The organism is Parasedimentitalea marina, assembly GCF_004006175.1.
Lineage (GTDB): Bacteria > Pseudomonadota > Alphaproteobacteria > Rhodobacterales > Rhodobacteraceae > Parasedimentitalea > Parasedimentitalea marina.
The window spans coordinates 2826822-2841078 of record NZ_CP033219.1; the positions used below are offsets into that span (position 1 = coordinate 2826822).

At 57.6% G+C, this 14257-nt stretch carries 15 protein-coding genes; 3 read left to right on the forward strand and 12 right to left on the reverse strand.

Translation table 11 applies throughout. The annotated features are described in order from the left end of the window. The first annotated feature begins 85 nt into the window (after nucleotides 1-85). Nucleotides 86-529, forward strand: coding sequence for a DUF4174 domain-containing protein (locus tag EBB79_RS13635; protein ID WP_127749394.1), 444 nt, complete (start codon nucleotides 86-88; stop codon nucleotides 527-529). 4 nt (nucleotides 530-533) lie between these two features. On the opposite strand, the gene EBB79_RS13640 is transcribed toward EBB79_RS13635, so the two are convergent. The 9 genes from EBB79_RS13640 to EBB79_RS13675 form a co-directional block, all read right to left on the reverse strand. Continuing rightward, nucleotides 534-1055: a hypothetical protein gene (locus EBB79_RS13640; RefSeq protein ID WP_127749395.1), complete on the reverse strand. Its 522-nt coding sequence runs from the start codon at nucleotides 1053-1055 to the stop codon at nucleotides 534-536. Further along, complete coding sequence (locus tag EBB79_RS13645; RefSeq protein WP_127749396.1) at nucleotides 1039-1461, reverse strand: hypothetical protein; 423 nt, start codon at nucleotides 1459-1461, stop codon at nucleotides 1039-1041. The genes EBB79_RS13640 and EBB79_RS13645 overlap by 17 nt, the downstream gene beginning before the upstream one ends. A gap of 5 nt (nucleotides 1462-1466) precedes the next feature. Continuing rightward, entirely contained in the window at nucleotides 1467-3467 is a 2001-nt protein-coding gene (locus EBB79_RS13650; protein ID WP_127749397.1) for an acetyl-CoA carboxylase biotin carboxylase subunit, read from the reverse strand. A 134-nt stretch (nucleotides 3468-3601) separates the two neighbouring features. Then, a complete protein-coding gene (locus EBB79_RS24885) occupies nucleotides 3602-3805 on the reverse strand; it encodes a hypothetical protein (protein WP_127749398.1) in 204 nt (67 codons plus the stop codon). A gap of 256 nt (nucleotides 3806-4061) precedes the next feature. Beyond that, entirely contained in the window at nucleotides 4062-4409 is a 348-nt protein-coding gene (locus tag EBB79_RS13660) for a hypothetical protein (RefSeq protein WP_127749399.1), read from the reverse strand. A 69-nt stretch (nucleotides 4410-4478) separates the two neighbouring features. Further along, a complete protein-coding gene (locus EBB79_RS24450) occupies nucleotides 4479-4619 on the reverse strand; it encodes a hypothetical protein (protein ID WP_164860811.1) in 141 nt (46 codons plus the stop codon). A gap of 214 nt (nucleotides 4620-4833) precedes the next feature. Beyond that, nucleotides 4834-5211, reverse strand: coding sequence for a DUF6497 family protein (locus tag EBB79_RS13665; protein WP_420850336.1), 378 nt, complete (start codon nucleotides 5209-5211; stop codon nucleotides 4834-4836). 319 nt (nucleotides 5212-5530) lie between these two features. After that, nucleotides 5531-5956, reverse strand: coding sequence for a hypothetical protein (locus EBB79_RS13670; RefSeq protein WP_127749401.1), 426 nt, complete (start codon nucleotides 5954-5956; stop codon nucleotides 5531-5533). A gap of 49 nt (nucleotides 5957-6005) precedes the next feature. Continuing rightward, nucleotides 6006-7538 (reverse strand): acyl-CoA carboxylase subunit beta, encoded by a 1533-nt coding sequence (locus tag EBB79_RS13675; protein WP_127749402.1) that lies wholly within the window; start codon nucleotides 7536-7538, stop codon nucleotides 6006-6008. Nucleotides 7539-7727: 189 nt separating this feature from the next. Between EBB79_RS13675 and EBB79_RS13680 the strand changes: the two genes are divergently transcribed. Continuing rightward, a complete protein-coding gene (locus EBB79_RS13680; RefSeq protein ID WP_127749403.1) occupies nucleotides 7728-8939 on the forward strand; it encodes a multidrug effflux MFS transporter in 1212 nt (403 codons plus the stop codon). Between the two features lie 88 nt (nucleotides 8940-9027). Next, nucleotides 9028-10416, forward strand: coding sequence for a helix-turn-helix domain-containing protein (locus tag EBB79_RS13685; RefSeq protein ID WP_127749404.1), 1389 nt, complete (start codon nucleotides 9028-9030; stop codon nucleotides 10414-10416). A gap of 62 nt (nucleotides 10417-10478) precedes the next feature. Here EBB79_RS13685 and EBB79_RS13690 read toward each other — a convergent pair whose 3' ends face one another. The 3 genes from EBB79_RS13690 to betB all read right to left on the reverse strand — a co-directional run bounded on the left by EBB79_RS13690 (nucleotide 10479) and on the right by betB (nucleotide 14099). Then, a complete protein-coding gene (locus EBB79_RS13690) occupies nucleotides 10479-10718 on the reverse strand; it encodes an HP1242/YdcH family protein (protein ID WP_127749405.1) in 240 nt (79 codons plus the stop codon). Nucleotides 10719-10870: 152 nt separating this feature from the next. Next, the gene (betA, locus tag EBB79_RS13695; protein ID WP_127749406.1) at nucleotides 10871-12526 is read right to left on the reverse strand and encodes a choline dehydrogenase; all 1656 of its coding nucleotides are present in this window, start codon (nucleotides 12524-12526) and stop codon (nucleotides 10871-10873) included. A 115-nt stretch (nucleotides 12527-12641) separates the two neighbouring features. After that, nucleotides 12642-14099 carry a betaine-aldehyde dehydrogenase gene (betB, locus tag EBB79_RS13700; RefSeq protein WP_127749407.1) on the reverse strand — a complete coding sequence of 486 codons (1458 nt, stop codon included), beginning with the start codon at nucleotides 14097-14099 and terminating at the stop codon, nucleotides 12642-12644. Between the last annotated feature and the right edge of the window lie 158 nt (nucleotides 14100-14257).

Here is a 14257-nt window from a genome sequence, read left to right on the forward strand (position 1 = left end):
GATGATTGCTTTTTTGGGGCCGAAGGTCATTTCCCCCATCGCATTCCGCGCAAAGGCGCTTATATTCAAAGGGACAGGAGAAATTATGAAACCATTCCTAGCCCTTGTTCTGGCGGCATTTCTTCCAGTAACAGTAACGGCGCAAGAGGCCACCGAGACGGGGGCCCCGGCGCTGATCCAACCTGGAAATGAAAGCGATTTAACTGAGTATTTGTGGAAAAATCGCCCAGTGGTGGTCTTTGCGGACAGCCCGGATGATCCCCGGTTCCACGAACAGATAGAGCGGTTGTCACAGGGTGCCGAGGCGCTGTTTGATCGCGATGTTGTCGTCTTGGTCGATACAGATCCAGCTGCCAATTCAGTCCTGCGCCAAAAACTGCGCCCACGCGGATTTGTGCTGGTGCTGGTGGGCAAAGATGGAGGCGTCAAGCTGCGCAAGCCAAGCCCCTGGACCGTGCGCGAGCTGAGCCGCACCATCGACAAGTTTCCGTCGCGTTTGCGCGAGGTTGAGGAGCGGCGCGGCAGCTGAACCATCACACTGTTCCCCGCGCATAATACAAGGTTGCATTGCTGCGATCCAGTACCGCCATGACGTTGCCGTCCGGGTCAAACATCAGCACCGAGTCGGGGTCCAGCAAGGCCCGCAAATACGCATCCTTGACCGGATCGGACATACAGTTCTTGCCCGCAATTCCCGACGACAGCACGCCAAGCCCCTGCGGCAGGTCCTTGGACATGATCTGTTCAGAGACCGCATTGGGCGACAGACCTTTGACATCAAAGGCCACCGCTGTGCCATCTTTCAGCAGTGTCATGCCAGTGGCCACCGACCGCGCCTTGGCGATCAGCGAGGTGATCCGGGTGCCCTCAACCGCGAAGACACCGGCGGTGCAGTCCATCGTAGACTTGAAATAACTGGTGTCGCCCAGGGTGACCCAATCGCCAACCCGCGCGCGCACATCGTCCTCGTCGTCCATAGCGCACCCCGCCAGCCCGGTCAGGGCCAGAGCGACAAAAGCAGGCAAAAGGATGCCGCGCCTAAACAGTTTGGTCATTGTTGCCCTCCTTTTGGGCAATTGGTGCCAGATACAGAAGTGTTAGACCGCTTCCCAATATTGTCGTTATCCAAGATAAAACCAGGAATCCTTCGCCAATATTTGATGATATGTGCAACCAAGACAGAAGCGGATCGCTTGCGACTACAATCGCAAGATAGATCGCTATGCTCAGTTTCCAATTCAGATTGCGGCCCAGCACAATTCTACAAGCAAAATAAAATGTAAGGATTGCCGCTGAAAGCCCCCCATAAACCGCCAGGAATACAAAATAGTTACCCGTAATAAAGACACGAGATAACGGCAACGGCACAAGCCAGCTTAATAGGATCACTCCAGCGATCCCTGCCACCAAGGCAGCAAGGACACAAGCTGTCGTTAACAAAACTCGGCGTGCCGTACCCATTGAGTTTATTCAAACTCCATGATCACTTCGTCCACTGCCAGACTGTCGCCCGCAGCGGCGTTGATCTTGGATACGATGCCCTTTTTCTCAGCCTTCAGGATGTTTTCCATCTTCATAGCCTCAACAGTGCACAGCGCTTGGCCTTCTTGCACTTCGTCGCCAACCTGGACCGCCACGTTGACGATCAGACCCGGCATTGGGCAGAGCAGCAGTCTTGAGGTATCCGGCGCCACTTTTTCCGGCATCAGTCTGGCCAGTTCAGCCTGACGCGGCGTGCGCACGTGCACTTTCAGATCTGCCCCGCGTGAACGAATGCGGAAGCCGCCCGAGATTTTGCCAACTTTCAGCACCAGCATCTCGCCATCGACGTGTAATGTGGCCAGTTGATTGCCCGGGGTCCAGTCACTGGTGACCCGTTTCTGGGTGCCATCGCCAAACGAAATGGTCGAGCCGTCGTGGTCGGCGGCGATCTCCATGTCATAGTCCTGCCCTTGTAGCGAGACCACCCAATCCACACCCACACGGCGTTCGTGGTTGTCCATGCGGCCCGACACCCGGGTGCGGCGGATCTCGGCAACGCGGTGCATGGCGGCACAGGCGGCAGCAATCCGACGCAGGGCGTCCTCGGGCAGCTCCACACCTTCGAACCCATCGGGGTATTGTTCTTCGATGAAGGCAGTGGTCATCTCACCCGCCATAAAGATCGGATGATCCATCACGGCTGACAGGAATGGCAGGTTGTGACCGATGCCTTCGACTTCGAACCCGTCCAGCGCGTTGCGCATCGCCTCGATTGCCGCGTCGCGGGTCGGCGCCCAGGTGCAAAGCTTGGCGATCATCGGGTCATAATACATCGAGATCTCGCCGCCCTCAAAGACGCCGGTATCGTTGCGCACAATATGGGTCTCCTCGACCACCTCGGCAGGCGGGCGATAGCGCGACAGACGACCGATTGAGGGCAGGAAACCGCGATAGGGGTCTTCGGCGTATAGCCGGTTTTCAATGGCCCAACCGTTCAGTTTTACGTCTTCTTGGGCGATGCTGAGGGGTTCGCCATTGGCAACGCGGATCATTTGTTCCACCAGATCAACATCGGTGATCAGCTCGGTCACCGGGTGTTCCACCTGCAGGCGGGTGTTCATTTCAAGGAAGTAGAAATTCCGGTCGCCATCGACGATGAATTCCACCGTACCGGCCGAGGCATAGTCTACCGCCTGTGCCAGTGCGACGGCCTGTTCGCCCATCGCCTTGCGGGTGGCCTCGTCCAGAAACGGGCTTGGCGCCTCTTCGACCACTTTTTGCTGACGGCGCTGGATCGAACACTCGCGTTCGCCCAGATAGATGCCGTTGCCGTGGCTGTCACAGAGCACCTGAATTTCGATGTGGCGTGGCTGGGTGATGAATTTCTCGATAAAGATCCGGTCATCGCCAAAGGAGTTAGCCGCTTCGTTTTTGGAGGACTGAAACCCTTCACGGGCCTCTTCGTCATTCCAGGCAATCCGCATGCCCTTGCCCCCACCACCGGCGCTGGCCTTCAGCATCACCGGATAGCCGATCTCGTTCGAGATTTTTACCGCCTCGTCTGCATCAGCGATCAGGCCCATGTGACCCGGAACCGTCGATACACCAGCCTCCTGGGCGATCTTCTTCGAGGTAATCTTATCCCCCATCTTCTCAATCGCACCAACCGGAGGGCCCACAAAGGCGACACCCTCAGCCGCCAAGGCCTCGGCGAATTTGGCGTTTTCCGACAGAAAGCCATAGCCCGGGTGCACCGCCTGCGCGCCGGTTTCACGGATCGCCTGCATCACCTTGTCGATGACGATATAAGACTGGTTGGCCGGGGGCGGGCCGATATGCACCGCCTCATCCGCCATTTTCACATGCAATGCGTTGCGATCAGCATCCGAATAGATGGCGACTGTCTGAATTCCCATTTTGCGCGCGGATTTGATAACGCGGCAGGCGATCTCGCCCCGGTTGGCGATCAGGATCTTGTTAAACATGGGCAGTCCTTTGTCTTCGGGATGTCGTAACGCAATTCACCGCATCGCGGCGAAAGGCCGGATGCGGTGAATGTGAGGTGTTAGTAGTGGCGCTAAACGGCTGGCCGATCAGCCAGGCATAACCAGAACGCTGGCTAGCAGTTGCGCGGTTTTTCGTTGCAGTAAATAAGGTTTGAGGCCACGCCAACCGCGGCACCGGTAAGTGGGTTGCCGTTAAGCAGAACTGAGCCGATAGCCCCCGCTCCGGCGCCAAATGCAACCTGTTCCCCGGTTGTACTGCCGCAGGCCGCCAAGCCTGTACAAAGCCCCAAGACCAGTGTGATTTTGCCTGCCTGCATAGTTGAATTCCCTTCTGCTGAGGTTTTGCTTTGACTAGGGTCAAAGCGCCTCGCGCCGGGGCTTTCAAGGCAGACAGGGTTTCAACTACTCTTTGCGCAATTAGATGCCGAAACAGAGGCTCACGCTGGCGAAGTTTTGCCGTACATAACCGAGAGACATAACAAGACAGGCCAAAAGGGCCAAATACAGCCGGTTTTGCCACATGCGTGGTAGCCTGGCGCAACTTTTGGTCCTGTGTTTGCAACATCTCGCTGATTACTCCCCAAACACGTCCGGAAACGACAACTGAGCAACGCGCAGGTCAAGCACCAGCAATGCCTCATAACTTTCCAGATCAAAGGGGTCTTCAGCAGCAAGGATTTCGCGCTCGAACAGCCAGCTTATGCGGCCGGCGTCAAGATTGCCGCGTTCAAAGGGCTGGTCGCCGAACTGTATCCACAGGGCCTTGATAAACCCGGCATCGGCACGCCGGTCTGCCGGGCGGCGATCGTGATAGCGTTCGCGACGCGAGATCGCGGTGACCCCTTTGGGGTTCGGACGACGAATGGTGAATTGAAAATCTGTACCTGGCAAACGGCCAGGGAATCCGCGGTGTTTTAGCATGGGAGCGCCTCCAGCCCGGCGCCGCGCGGAGATTTAGGGACCGGCCGCAGGGCCGGGCCCCAATTTTTGTTATTTGTATTTGCCGGTGTAGACTGGCTCTTCCGAAATTGGAGCCGGGTCAACGATGACAAATTCTTCTTCTTGCTGTGCACAAGCAGCGACGGCGGCCAGCAGGCCAACCATTGCGAATAGTTTGATGCTCTTGGACATTTCTGTCTCCTGTGTAAACAATTGAAACCAGCAAAGTGTCGGTTTGTTGCCGGTCTCGACCTCATATTGCAGACCGCGTAATTACAGCCCGTGCCCACAATAGCCGGAATTCCAGCCATATTACATCCTAAAGGCGGCAGCTTCGGGGCCTGTGACCGCAAAGCCGCAACATTCCGCCGAGATTTGCCCAGTATCGCAAGATATTGACGCTGCATCAGAACTCCTCCCAGATACAGCGCGCGTCTACGGGGCGGTAAGTCTCAAAAAACTGGGTGGCGGCGGGATCTTGGGCCCCAAAAACAACCGGGCGGTCCATCAGTGAGATCACCACCCGTGCGGGGGCGATCTGGTGACTGGTCAAATAGGGCATCGCCATTGCATCACACAGATGATCCATATCCGGTCCGGCCAAGTCATAACTGATACTGCCCGTCTCGCGGGTAATCGCCGGAGCTACAAACCGGAAGCGCACCCATAACTCGCCCGGGCCCTCGTCCAGCAGAACCTCGGTCAGGGTGACATTCTGCCCGGATGGTACCGGATAGGAGCTCTCTGCCGCCAAGGGTGTGGCCAAGGGCGTGGCCAACAGCATGACCCCTAGCAGACATCCACAGCTCCGACCCCCAATGAATTGGGCTCCTCCGGCCGGAGCTGCTGGCGCAACGCCATCGGCGTGCGCTGTTCTATGTCGGCTGAAGCGGATCATGGTGTAGGTTTGCAGCTCATGTCAAATGGTGATGTGGGGTTTTGTGAAGTTTATGTGACGATAGGGAAGTCTGGATCTAGATTACCCCCGCCTTGCCTGTCATCTGCTCAGTTTGAAAGGTCATCCAGGCGCCCCCTCGTCAAGGGACGAGCGGGCGCGGCCCGCCGCTAACGCGACGGGCTGACATGCAATGTGATATGAACACTTAGCTGTCAAAGAACTGAAAACCTCTGCATTTGTTAGACGAATAACCGGCTTGCATCTCACCACCGGAATTGCTCCAATCCATGAGCAGAATGATCTGGTGGTACTTCTTATCTGCAAATTGTTCGCTGACCTTGGCTTGTGTGGCTTTGCACATGGCCAGCATCTGCTTTTTCACGGTGCCGCGATTGGCTGGGACCGGACCGGTCATTACCGCCCCAACAAGCGGCGTTGCTTTGTTGGACACACGGGTGCTGGCGTTGTCGTCCCGTGTTCTCGTTGTGGTGATTGAACCCTCAACGATCTCGACGACACAGCCTTTGGTCCCGCCCCCAAAATCAAGCGCTTGCTTGCCTCTACAGCTTTGCGCCTGGGCCGCCACAGGCAGCACAAGCATCAGGCAAGAAACAAAAGTCAGTATACGCATATTCAATTTATCCTTGTGGTCGATTCTTAACGAATCCACCTATACGGCATTACAACGGAATATTATCGTGCTTTTTCCACGGGTTCTTGAGCGACTTGCCACGCAGGGAGGCAAAGGCGCGCGACACCCGGCGGCGGGTAGATTTGGGCTGGATCACTTCGTCGATGAAACCTCGCTCGGCCGCAACAAAGGGGTTGGCAAAGCGGTCTTCGTAGTCGGCCACATGTTCGGCGATCTTGTCGGCGTCACCCAGATCGGCACGGTGGATAATCTCGGTGGCACCCTTGGCACCCATCACCGCGATCTCGGCAGTGGGCCAGGCATAGTTGAAATCACCGCGCAGGTGTTTGGAGGCCATCACGTCATAGGCGCCGCCATAGGCCTTGCGGGTGATCACAGTGACTTTGGGCACGGTCGCCTCGCCATAAGCAAACAGCAGCTTGGCACCGTGCTTGATGACGCCGCCATACTCCTGTGATGTTCCGGGCAGGAAGCCGGGCACGTCAACCAGAGTCAGGATCGGGATTTCGAAACAATCGCAGAACCGCACAAAGCGGGCCGCCTTGCGCGAGCTGTCGATATCCAGACACCCCGCCAGCACCATCGGCTGGTTGGCAACCACACCCACGGTCTGCCCCTCGAGACGGATAAAGCCGGTCAGGATATTCTTGGCGAAATCCTCCTGGATCTCATAGAAATCACCTTCGTCGGCCAGCTTGTGGATCAGCTCTTTCATATCATAAGGCGCGTTGGGATTGTCCGGGATCAAAGTATCCAGACTGGTCTCAATCCGGCCCGGTTCATCAAAGAATGGACGAACAGGCGGTTTTTCACGGTTATTTAGCGGCAGAAAGTCGACCAGACGGCGGACTTCGGCCAGGGCTTCGACGTCGTTTTCAAAAGCGCCGTCAGCAACACTGGATTTTTTGGTATGGGTAGACGCGCCGCCCAGCTCTTCGGCGGTGACCGTCTCGTTGGTGACGGTTTTCACCACATCAGGGCCGGTGACGAACATATACGAGGTGTCTTTGACCATGAAGATAAAGTCGGTCATGGCCGGAGAATAGACTGCGCCACCAGCGCAGGGGCCCATGATCACCGAGATCTGCGGCACCACGCCCGAGGCCATGATATTGCGCTGGAACACCTCGGCATAGCCAGCCAGCGAGGCAACACCTTCCTGAATGCGCGCGCCACCGGAATCATTCAGGCCGATAATCGGCGCGCCATTCTGCACCGCCATGTCCTGGATTTTGCAAATCTTCTGGGCGTGAGTTTCCGAAAGTGAGCCGCCAAACACGGTGAAGTCCTGCGAGAAGACATAGACCATGCGACCGTTGATGGTGCCCCAACCGGTGATCACCCCATCGCCTGCGGGGCGCTGCGTTTCCATACCAAAATCGGTGCAGCGATGGGCGACGAACATGTCAAACTCTTCAAAGCTGTCTTCGTCCAGAAGCAGCTCGATGCGTTCGCGGGCGGTCAACTTGCCACGGCTGTGCTGTGCGTCGATGCGGCGCTGACCGCCACCCAGGCGCGCGCCTTCACGGCGGCTTGTCAGCTCGGAAAGAATGTCTTTCATGACCCATGTCCCCTAATGATTTGGCGCGACCTTATCTTGCGTCACAGTCAGACCCAAGGTAATTTTCGCAAATTTGCAAAGTCACTACAGCAACCCGCAAGCAAACTGCAAATATGCTAATGAGCCTACTTATGAAATGACGCGTCGTTTAAATGGACATCTGACATCGACTGGCCTAATGCGGACCCCATGCAGACTTCTCAACGCCGCTTTCTGAACCGCCAAAGCCCGCCACATATTTCGACGCTGATCCTGCTATCAGGACTATCAGCGCTGGCGATGAACGTCTTTTTGCCATCCCTGCCCGGCATGGCCGAGCATTATCAGGTGGAATACCGCCTGATGGCCTTGTCGGTGCCACTGTATCTGGCCGTCAACGCGATTATACAAATTTTGATTGGGCCCATTTCCGACAAAGTCGGGCGCAGACCGGTGATCCTGGTCGGTATTGTCCTGTTTCTGCTGGCAACAGTGGGCTGCATCCTATCCCCCACAGCCGAGATCTTTTTACTGTTCCGCATGGCGCAGGCAGTCAGCGCGGTGGCCATGGTATTAAGCCGCGCCGCAGTGCGGGATCTGTATGACCAGGACAAGGCCGCCAGCATGATCGGTTATGTCACCATGGGCATGGCAGTGGTGCCCATGGTTGGCCCAGCGATAGGCGGCGTATTGGACCAAGCCTTTGGCTGGACTGCCAACTTTTGGCTGCTGCTGGTGCTGGCAACCATCATTCTGACCTTTAGCTATCTGGACTTTGGCGAGACGGCACATAAAAGCGGCAAGACCCTGGTGGCGCAGTTCCAGGAATACCCCGAATTGCTGCGCTCGCCCCGGTTCTGGGGCTATTCGCTGGCCTCGGGCCTGTCATCGGGGTCATTTTTTGCCTACCTCGGTGGAGCACCATTTGTGGGGACGGAAATCTACGGGTTAACCACTGCCGAGTTGGGTCTTTATTTCGCATCCCCGGCGATTGGGTATTTCGCCGGTAATTTTATGTCAGGACGCTATTCCACGCGGTTTGGCATCAATCGGATGGTGTTTTGGGGCTGTTGGATCAACGGCGTTGGCGTTGCCCTGTCCCTGATACTGGCCTTTGCCGGGCTTGACACAGTCTATAGCTTCTTTGGCTTCATGACCCTTGTTGGCCTTGGCAATGGCATGGCAATCCCCAACTCTACTGCCGGCGCCCTTTCAGTGCGGCCGCATCTGGCGGGTACCGCTGCCGGGCTAAGTGGCGCCATGATGCTGGGTGTCGGCGCCGGATTAAGCGCCCTAGCCGGATGGTTACTGGTGCCGGGATCAACAGCCGTTCCGCTACTGCTGATCATGCAGGCAACGGCCGCCTTTGGCCTGCTTTCGATCCTGCTGGTCATCAAGCGCGAACGGCAGATCGCCCCGTAACGCGGGAACAAGCGACACAACGCCCCTTGCAGTGGGGCCTTTGCAATTCTACAATTTGACGAATTCGGATTTGCAAAGGCGCGACACCATGGCCCCTCAAAAACTCTATGCCGGCGCCAAGCTGCGCGAGATGCGGACCCGGCTGACCCTGACGCAAAAGGAGTTCGCCGCCAAGTTGGGGGTCTCCCTGCCCTATCTGAACCAGATGGAAAACAACAACCGCCCCGTCAGCACCACTGTGGTTCTGGCACTGGCGCAAGAGTTTGGTCTGGATGTGACCGAATTAAGCTCGGGCGATAGCGAACGGCTGATCACGGATATGCGCGAGGCCCTGGCCGACCCGGTATTTACCGGCGACACACCACCGCTGGCCGATTTACGACTGACCGCATCAAATGCGCCTGCCCTGGCCCGGACCTTTCTGGAGCTCCACCGCGCCTATCGCCAAACCCACGAGAGGCTGGCCTCGCTGGACGAGGCCCTGGGGCGCGAAGACTCGCGTATTCAGGCCAGTCCTTGGGAAGAGGTGCGCGATTTCTTTCACTACTGTGACAACTATATCGATGCGGTAGACCGTGCAGCCGAGCATTTCAGCAGTGATGGCGACAGCCGAAAAGCCGCCAATGCCGCGTTGAAAACGCTTGGTATTTCAGTGGTGATCAGCAAGATGGACAGCCTGCGCCGATATGATAGCACCACCCGCATTCTGCATCTGTCAAACCGGTCGGCGCCACAGACACAGATCTTTCAGATGTTGCTACAGGTGGCGCTGTTGCGGCAGAATGACCTGCTTGAGGCGACGCTGGATTTCGCCCGTTTCAACAGTGACGAGGCCCGGTCCATCGCCAAGATTGGTCTGGCCAATTATTTCGCTGGGGCCGCATTGATGCCCTATGGAAGGTTTCTGGCTGCCGCGCGCACCTATCGCCACGATCTGGAGCTGCTGGCCACCCATTTTGGCGCTTCGATTGAACAAGTGGCGCACCGGCTGTCGACCCTGCAACGCCCCGGTGCCAAGGGCATCCCGTTCTTCTTTGTCCGGGTCGATCAGGCGGGCACTATCACCAAACGTCACTCGGCAACACGGTTGCAATTCGCCCGGTTTGGCGGCGCCTGCCCGCTGTGGAACGTGCACCGCGCCTTTGAGACACCGGGCCAGTTTCTACGACAGCTGGCTGAAACCCCGGACGGGATACGATATATTTCGCTGGCACTGGATGTCTCGAAACCCGGCGGCTCGTTTGGGTCCCCCGTACAGCGCTATGCCATCGCGCTGGGATGCGAGGTGCGCCACGCCGACATGATCGTTTATGCCGACAACATGGGCGTCAACAATGACAGTGCCTTTGAGCCCATCGGCATCTCCTGCCGGATTTGCGAACGCCAACACTGCCATCAGCGCTCAGTCCCGCCGCTTGAGCGACGGTTGACCATCAACACCAATACGCGTGGCATTTTACCCTATGAGGTAAGTTGAAGGGGTCAAGTCTGTCGGCCAGCACAAACCGATGCCGGGCCGACAAACACCCGATTCTAAAGTCAGGCCTTGGACAGAATGCTCCAGATTTTATCCTTTAGGGCGCCGCGTGACTTGCGCAGATCTGCCTCTGCCTGATCGCTGATCGGCTCCACATTGATTTCGGCCCGGTGCACTGCACGGTTCACGGTGTGGTACGCATCCGCCAGTCTGGAAAAATGCGCATCCGACTGCTTTAACGCGCTGATCGCAGCGACCTTTTCCGGAAATTCTTCTGCCAGTTCATGCGGGGTATTTGTCATCTGTTCGCTCCGTGGTTTTAGGATCGATCTCAGACTATGCGACCCAGCCTTTGTGCACTTTGACCGGGATCAAACCAAACAGGTGACGCTGAAAAAATGACCAAACAGCCCCGCGCCGGCAGGGGGCTGTTTGGCATATTCAGATGTCCGGCCTAGCGCTGTGACTGCTGCCACTCCGGATGGAACCAGGGCTCGGCATTAGAGGCGGACAACTGGCGACCCAGAATATGATCCGCCGCCTTTTCGCCAGTCATAATGGACGGACCATTCAGGTTGCCATTGGTGATGCGCGGAAAGATCGAACTGTCGGCCACCCGCAACCCGTCGACACCAATCACCCGACATTCAGGATCCACCACCGAGGTCATATCATCCGCGGCGCCCATGCGGCAGGTGCCACAAGGATGGAACGCGCTTTCGGCGTGCTCGCGGATAAAGCCGTCCAGCTCATCGTCGCTTTGCATGTCGATGCCCGGCTGGATCTCGTGTTTGACGAAGGGCTTGAATGCCTCCTGACCAAAGATTTCGCGGGTCAGGCGGATGCATTTTCGGAAATCCACCCAGTCCTGTTCGGTGGACATATAGTTGAACAGGATATTTGGCGCATCTTTAGGGTCACCGCTGGCCAGGGTCACGGCCCCGCGTGAGGGCGAGCGCATCGGGCCAACATGGGCCTGGAACCCGTGGCCCTCGGCTGCGGCCTGACCATCATAGCGCACCGCCATCGGCAGGAAGTGATACTGGATATCCGGATAATCGACTCCCTCGCGCGACCGAATGAAGGCGGCGGATTCAAACTGGTTCGAGGCCCCAAGCCCGGTTTTGGTAATCAGCCACTGCGCCCCGATCATCGCTTTGCTGAACAGGTTCCAGTGTTTGTACAGGGTAATCGGCTGCGAGCAGGCCATCTGAAGATAGAGCTCCAGGTGATCTTGCAGGTTTTGACCAACACCGGGGCGATCCGCCACCAGATCAATGCCATGATCTGCCAAATGCTGCGCCGGGCCGATGCCCGACAGCATCAGGATTTTGGGCGAGTTTAGCGAACTGGCCGACAGAATGACTTCGCGATTGGCCCGGATCACCTCGACCTTACCGCCGCGCTCAACCTCGACCCCGGTGGCGCGACCTTCCTCGATCACTACGCGGCGCACAAAGGCGCGCGTCAGCGAGCAGTTGGAACGCTGCAGGGCGGGACGCAAATAGGCATTCGCCGCTGACCAGCGACGGCCCTTGTAAACAGTCTGCTCCATCGGGCCAAAGCCCTCTTGCTGGTGACCGTTATAATCGTCGGTGACGGGATAGCCCGCCTGACGGCCAGCATCGACAAAAGCGCTGTGCAGCGGGTTGTTGCGCGGCCCCCGCGAGATATGCAACGGGCCGTCGGTGCCGCGCCAATCGGCATCGCCTCCCTGACCATTGGCATGCCAAGTCTCCATCCGCTTGAAATAGGGCAGCACATCGGCATAGCTCCAGCCCTGGGCGCCGCTTTCGGCCCAATGGTCATAGTCGCCAGCATGGCCGCGCACGTAAACCATCCCGTTGATCGACGACGACCCCCCGATCACCTTGCCCCGCGGAGTGACCAGTTCACGCCCTCCCAGATGCGGCTCGGGCTGGGATTTATAGCCCCAGTCATAAAGGCTCATGTTCATCGGATAGCTCAGTGCAGCCGGCATCTGGATCAGCGGGCCGGCATCCGTGCCCCCATGTTCGATCACCTGCACCTGATGCCCGGCCTCGCTCAGGCGATAGGCCAAAGCACAGCCTGCTGACCCGGCTCCTACGATTACATAATCTGCGTTCATCTTAACCTTGCCTCGATCTTTCGCTGGTCAGCCATTAGGGGGACCAGGGTCCCGAAGGTTGTGGTCGCCCCTTTGGGCGACGGGGCGGGTGGGTGGGCGTTGCCCAAAGGGGCGATCAGAACGGTGCCTCTACGTCGCCCATGCGCACGTAGACCGATTTCACCTGACTATAATGCTTGATCGCCTCTTTCGAATTCTCACGCCCCACACCAGAGGCCTTGACCCCACCAAAGGGCGCCTCGACCGGGGCGTCATTATACGAATTGATAAAGCAGCTTCCGGCCTCCATGGCGCCAATCACCCGATGGCCCCGGCTTAGATCACTGGTAAAGACCCCCGCCGCCAAACCAAATTCTGTGTCATTGGCACGGGCGATCACCTCACTTTCATCGTCAAAATCCAGCACTGCCATCACCGGGCCAAAGATCTCTTCGCGGGCGATCACCATGCCATCGTTGACATCAGCAAACACGGTCGGCTGCATGTACCAGCCATCGCAGTCCAACTGCTTGCCACCATAGACCAGACGCGCACCTTCACCCTCACCTTTGGCTATATAGTCCAGTGCGATATTCATTTGATTTTCACTGACCATCGGCCCAAATGTGGTGGCCTCGTCCATTGGATCGCCAATCACAGCCCCTTCCAAACGCTCGGCCAGACGCGCCAGGAATGCCTCTTTGATACCCTTTTGCACAAACACCCGGGTGCCGTTTGAACAGACCTGCCCTGAGGAATAAAAATTGGCCAAAATCGCCCCGCCGACAGCATTCTCCAGATCCGCATCATCAAAGATGATCAGCGGTGATTTGCCGCCCAGCTCCATGGTGACGTGCTTCATGCCAGCAGCCGCGGCCGCATAGACCTTTTTGCCAGTGGGGGCCGAGCCGGTCAGCGAGACCTTGTCGACGCGCGGATCTGTGACCAAGGCACCGCCAACCTCTCCCCGGCCCTGAATGACGTTGAAAACACCCGCCGGCAGGCCTGCCTCAAACAGAATCTCGGCCACTTTCAGCGCACAGAGCGGTGTTTCCTCGGACGGTTTGAACACCATCGCATTGCCGCAGGCCAGCGCCGGGGCCGCTTTCCAGCAGGCGATCTGCGTCGGGTAGTTCCAGGCCCCAATGCCAACGCAAATCCCCAGCGGTTCGCGCACAGTATAGGCCCAGTCCTGACCCATCGGGATATGCTCGCCCGTCAGTGACCCGGCCAGGCCGCCAAAATACTCCAACGCGTCGGCCCCCGAAGTGGCGTCCACATATAATGTCTCGGACATCGGCTTGCCGGTATCATATGTCTCCAGAACGGACAGATCATGATTGCGGTCTCGCATCATGTCTGCAGCCCGACGCAGCACCCGGCCTCGTTCTGTCCCTGTCATCGCGGCCCAGGCTTTTTGTCCGGCCTGCGCCGAGGACAACGCCAGTTCAACAATCGCATCAGTGGCCCCATGTACCCTGGCGATCGGCTTGCCGGTGGCTGCATAGATCACCGGAATTTCGCTCCCAGCGGTGTCTTCAACATAGGCACCATTGATGAAATGGCTGGCAGTGGGTTGAACAGTAACAGTCAAATTCGTGTCTCCGACGGGGTAGTGGGCCAAATGGATTGACCGGATGTAACGCCACAAGAGCAATGCCTGGCGCGGTCTGCCAAAAGCAGCGCGACAGCCCCGCCCCATGAACATTGCGCATACCCTATCACTCATTTCAAAACCTTCAAACAATTTCT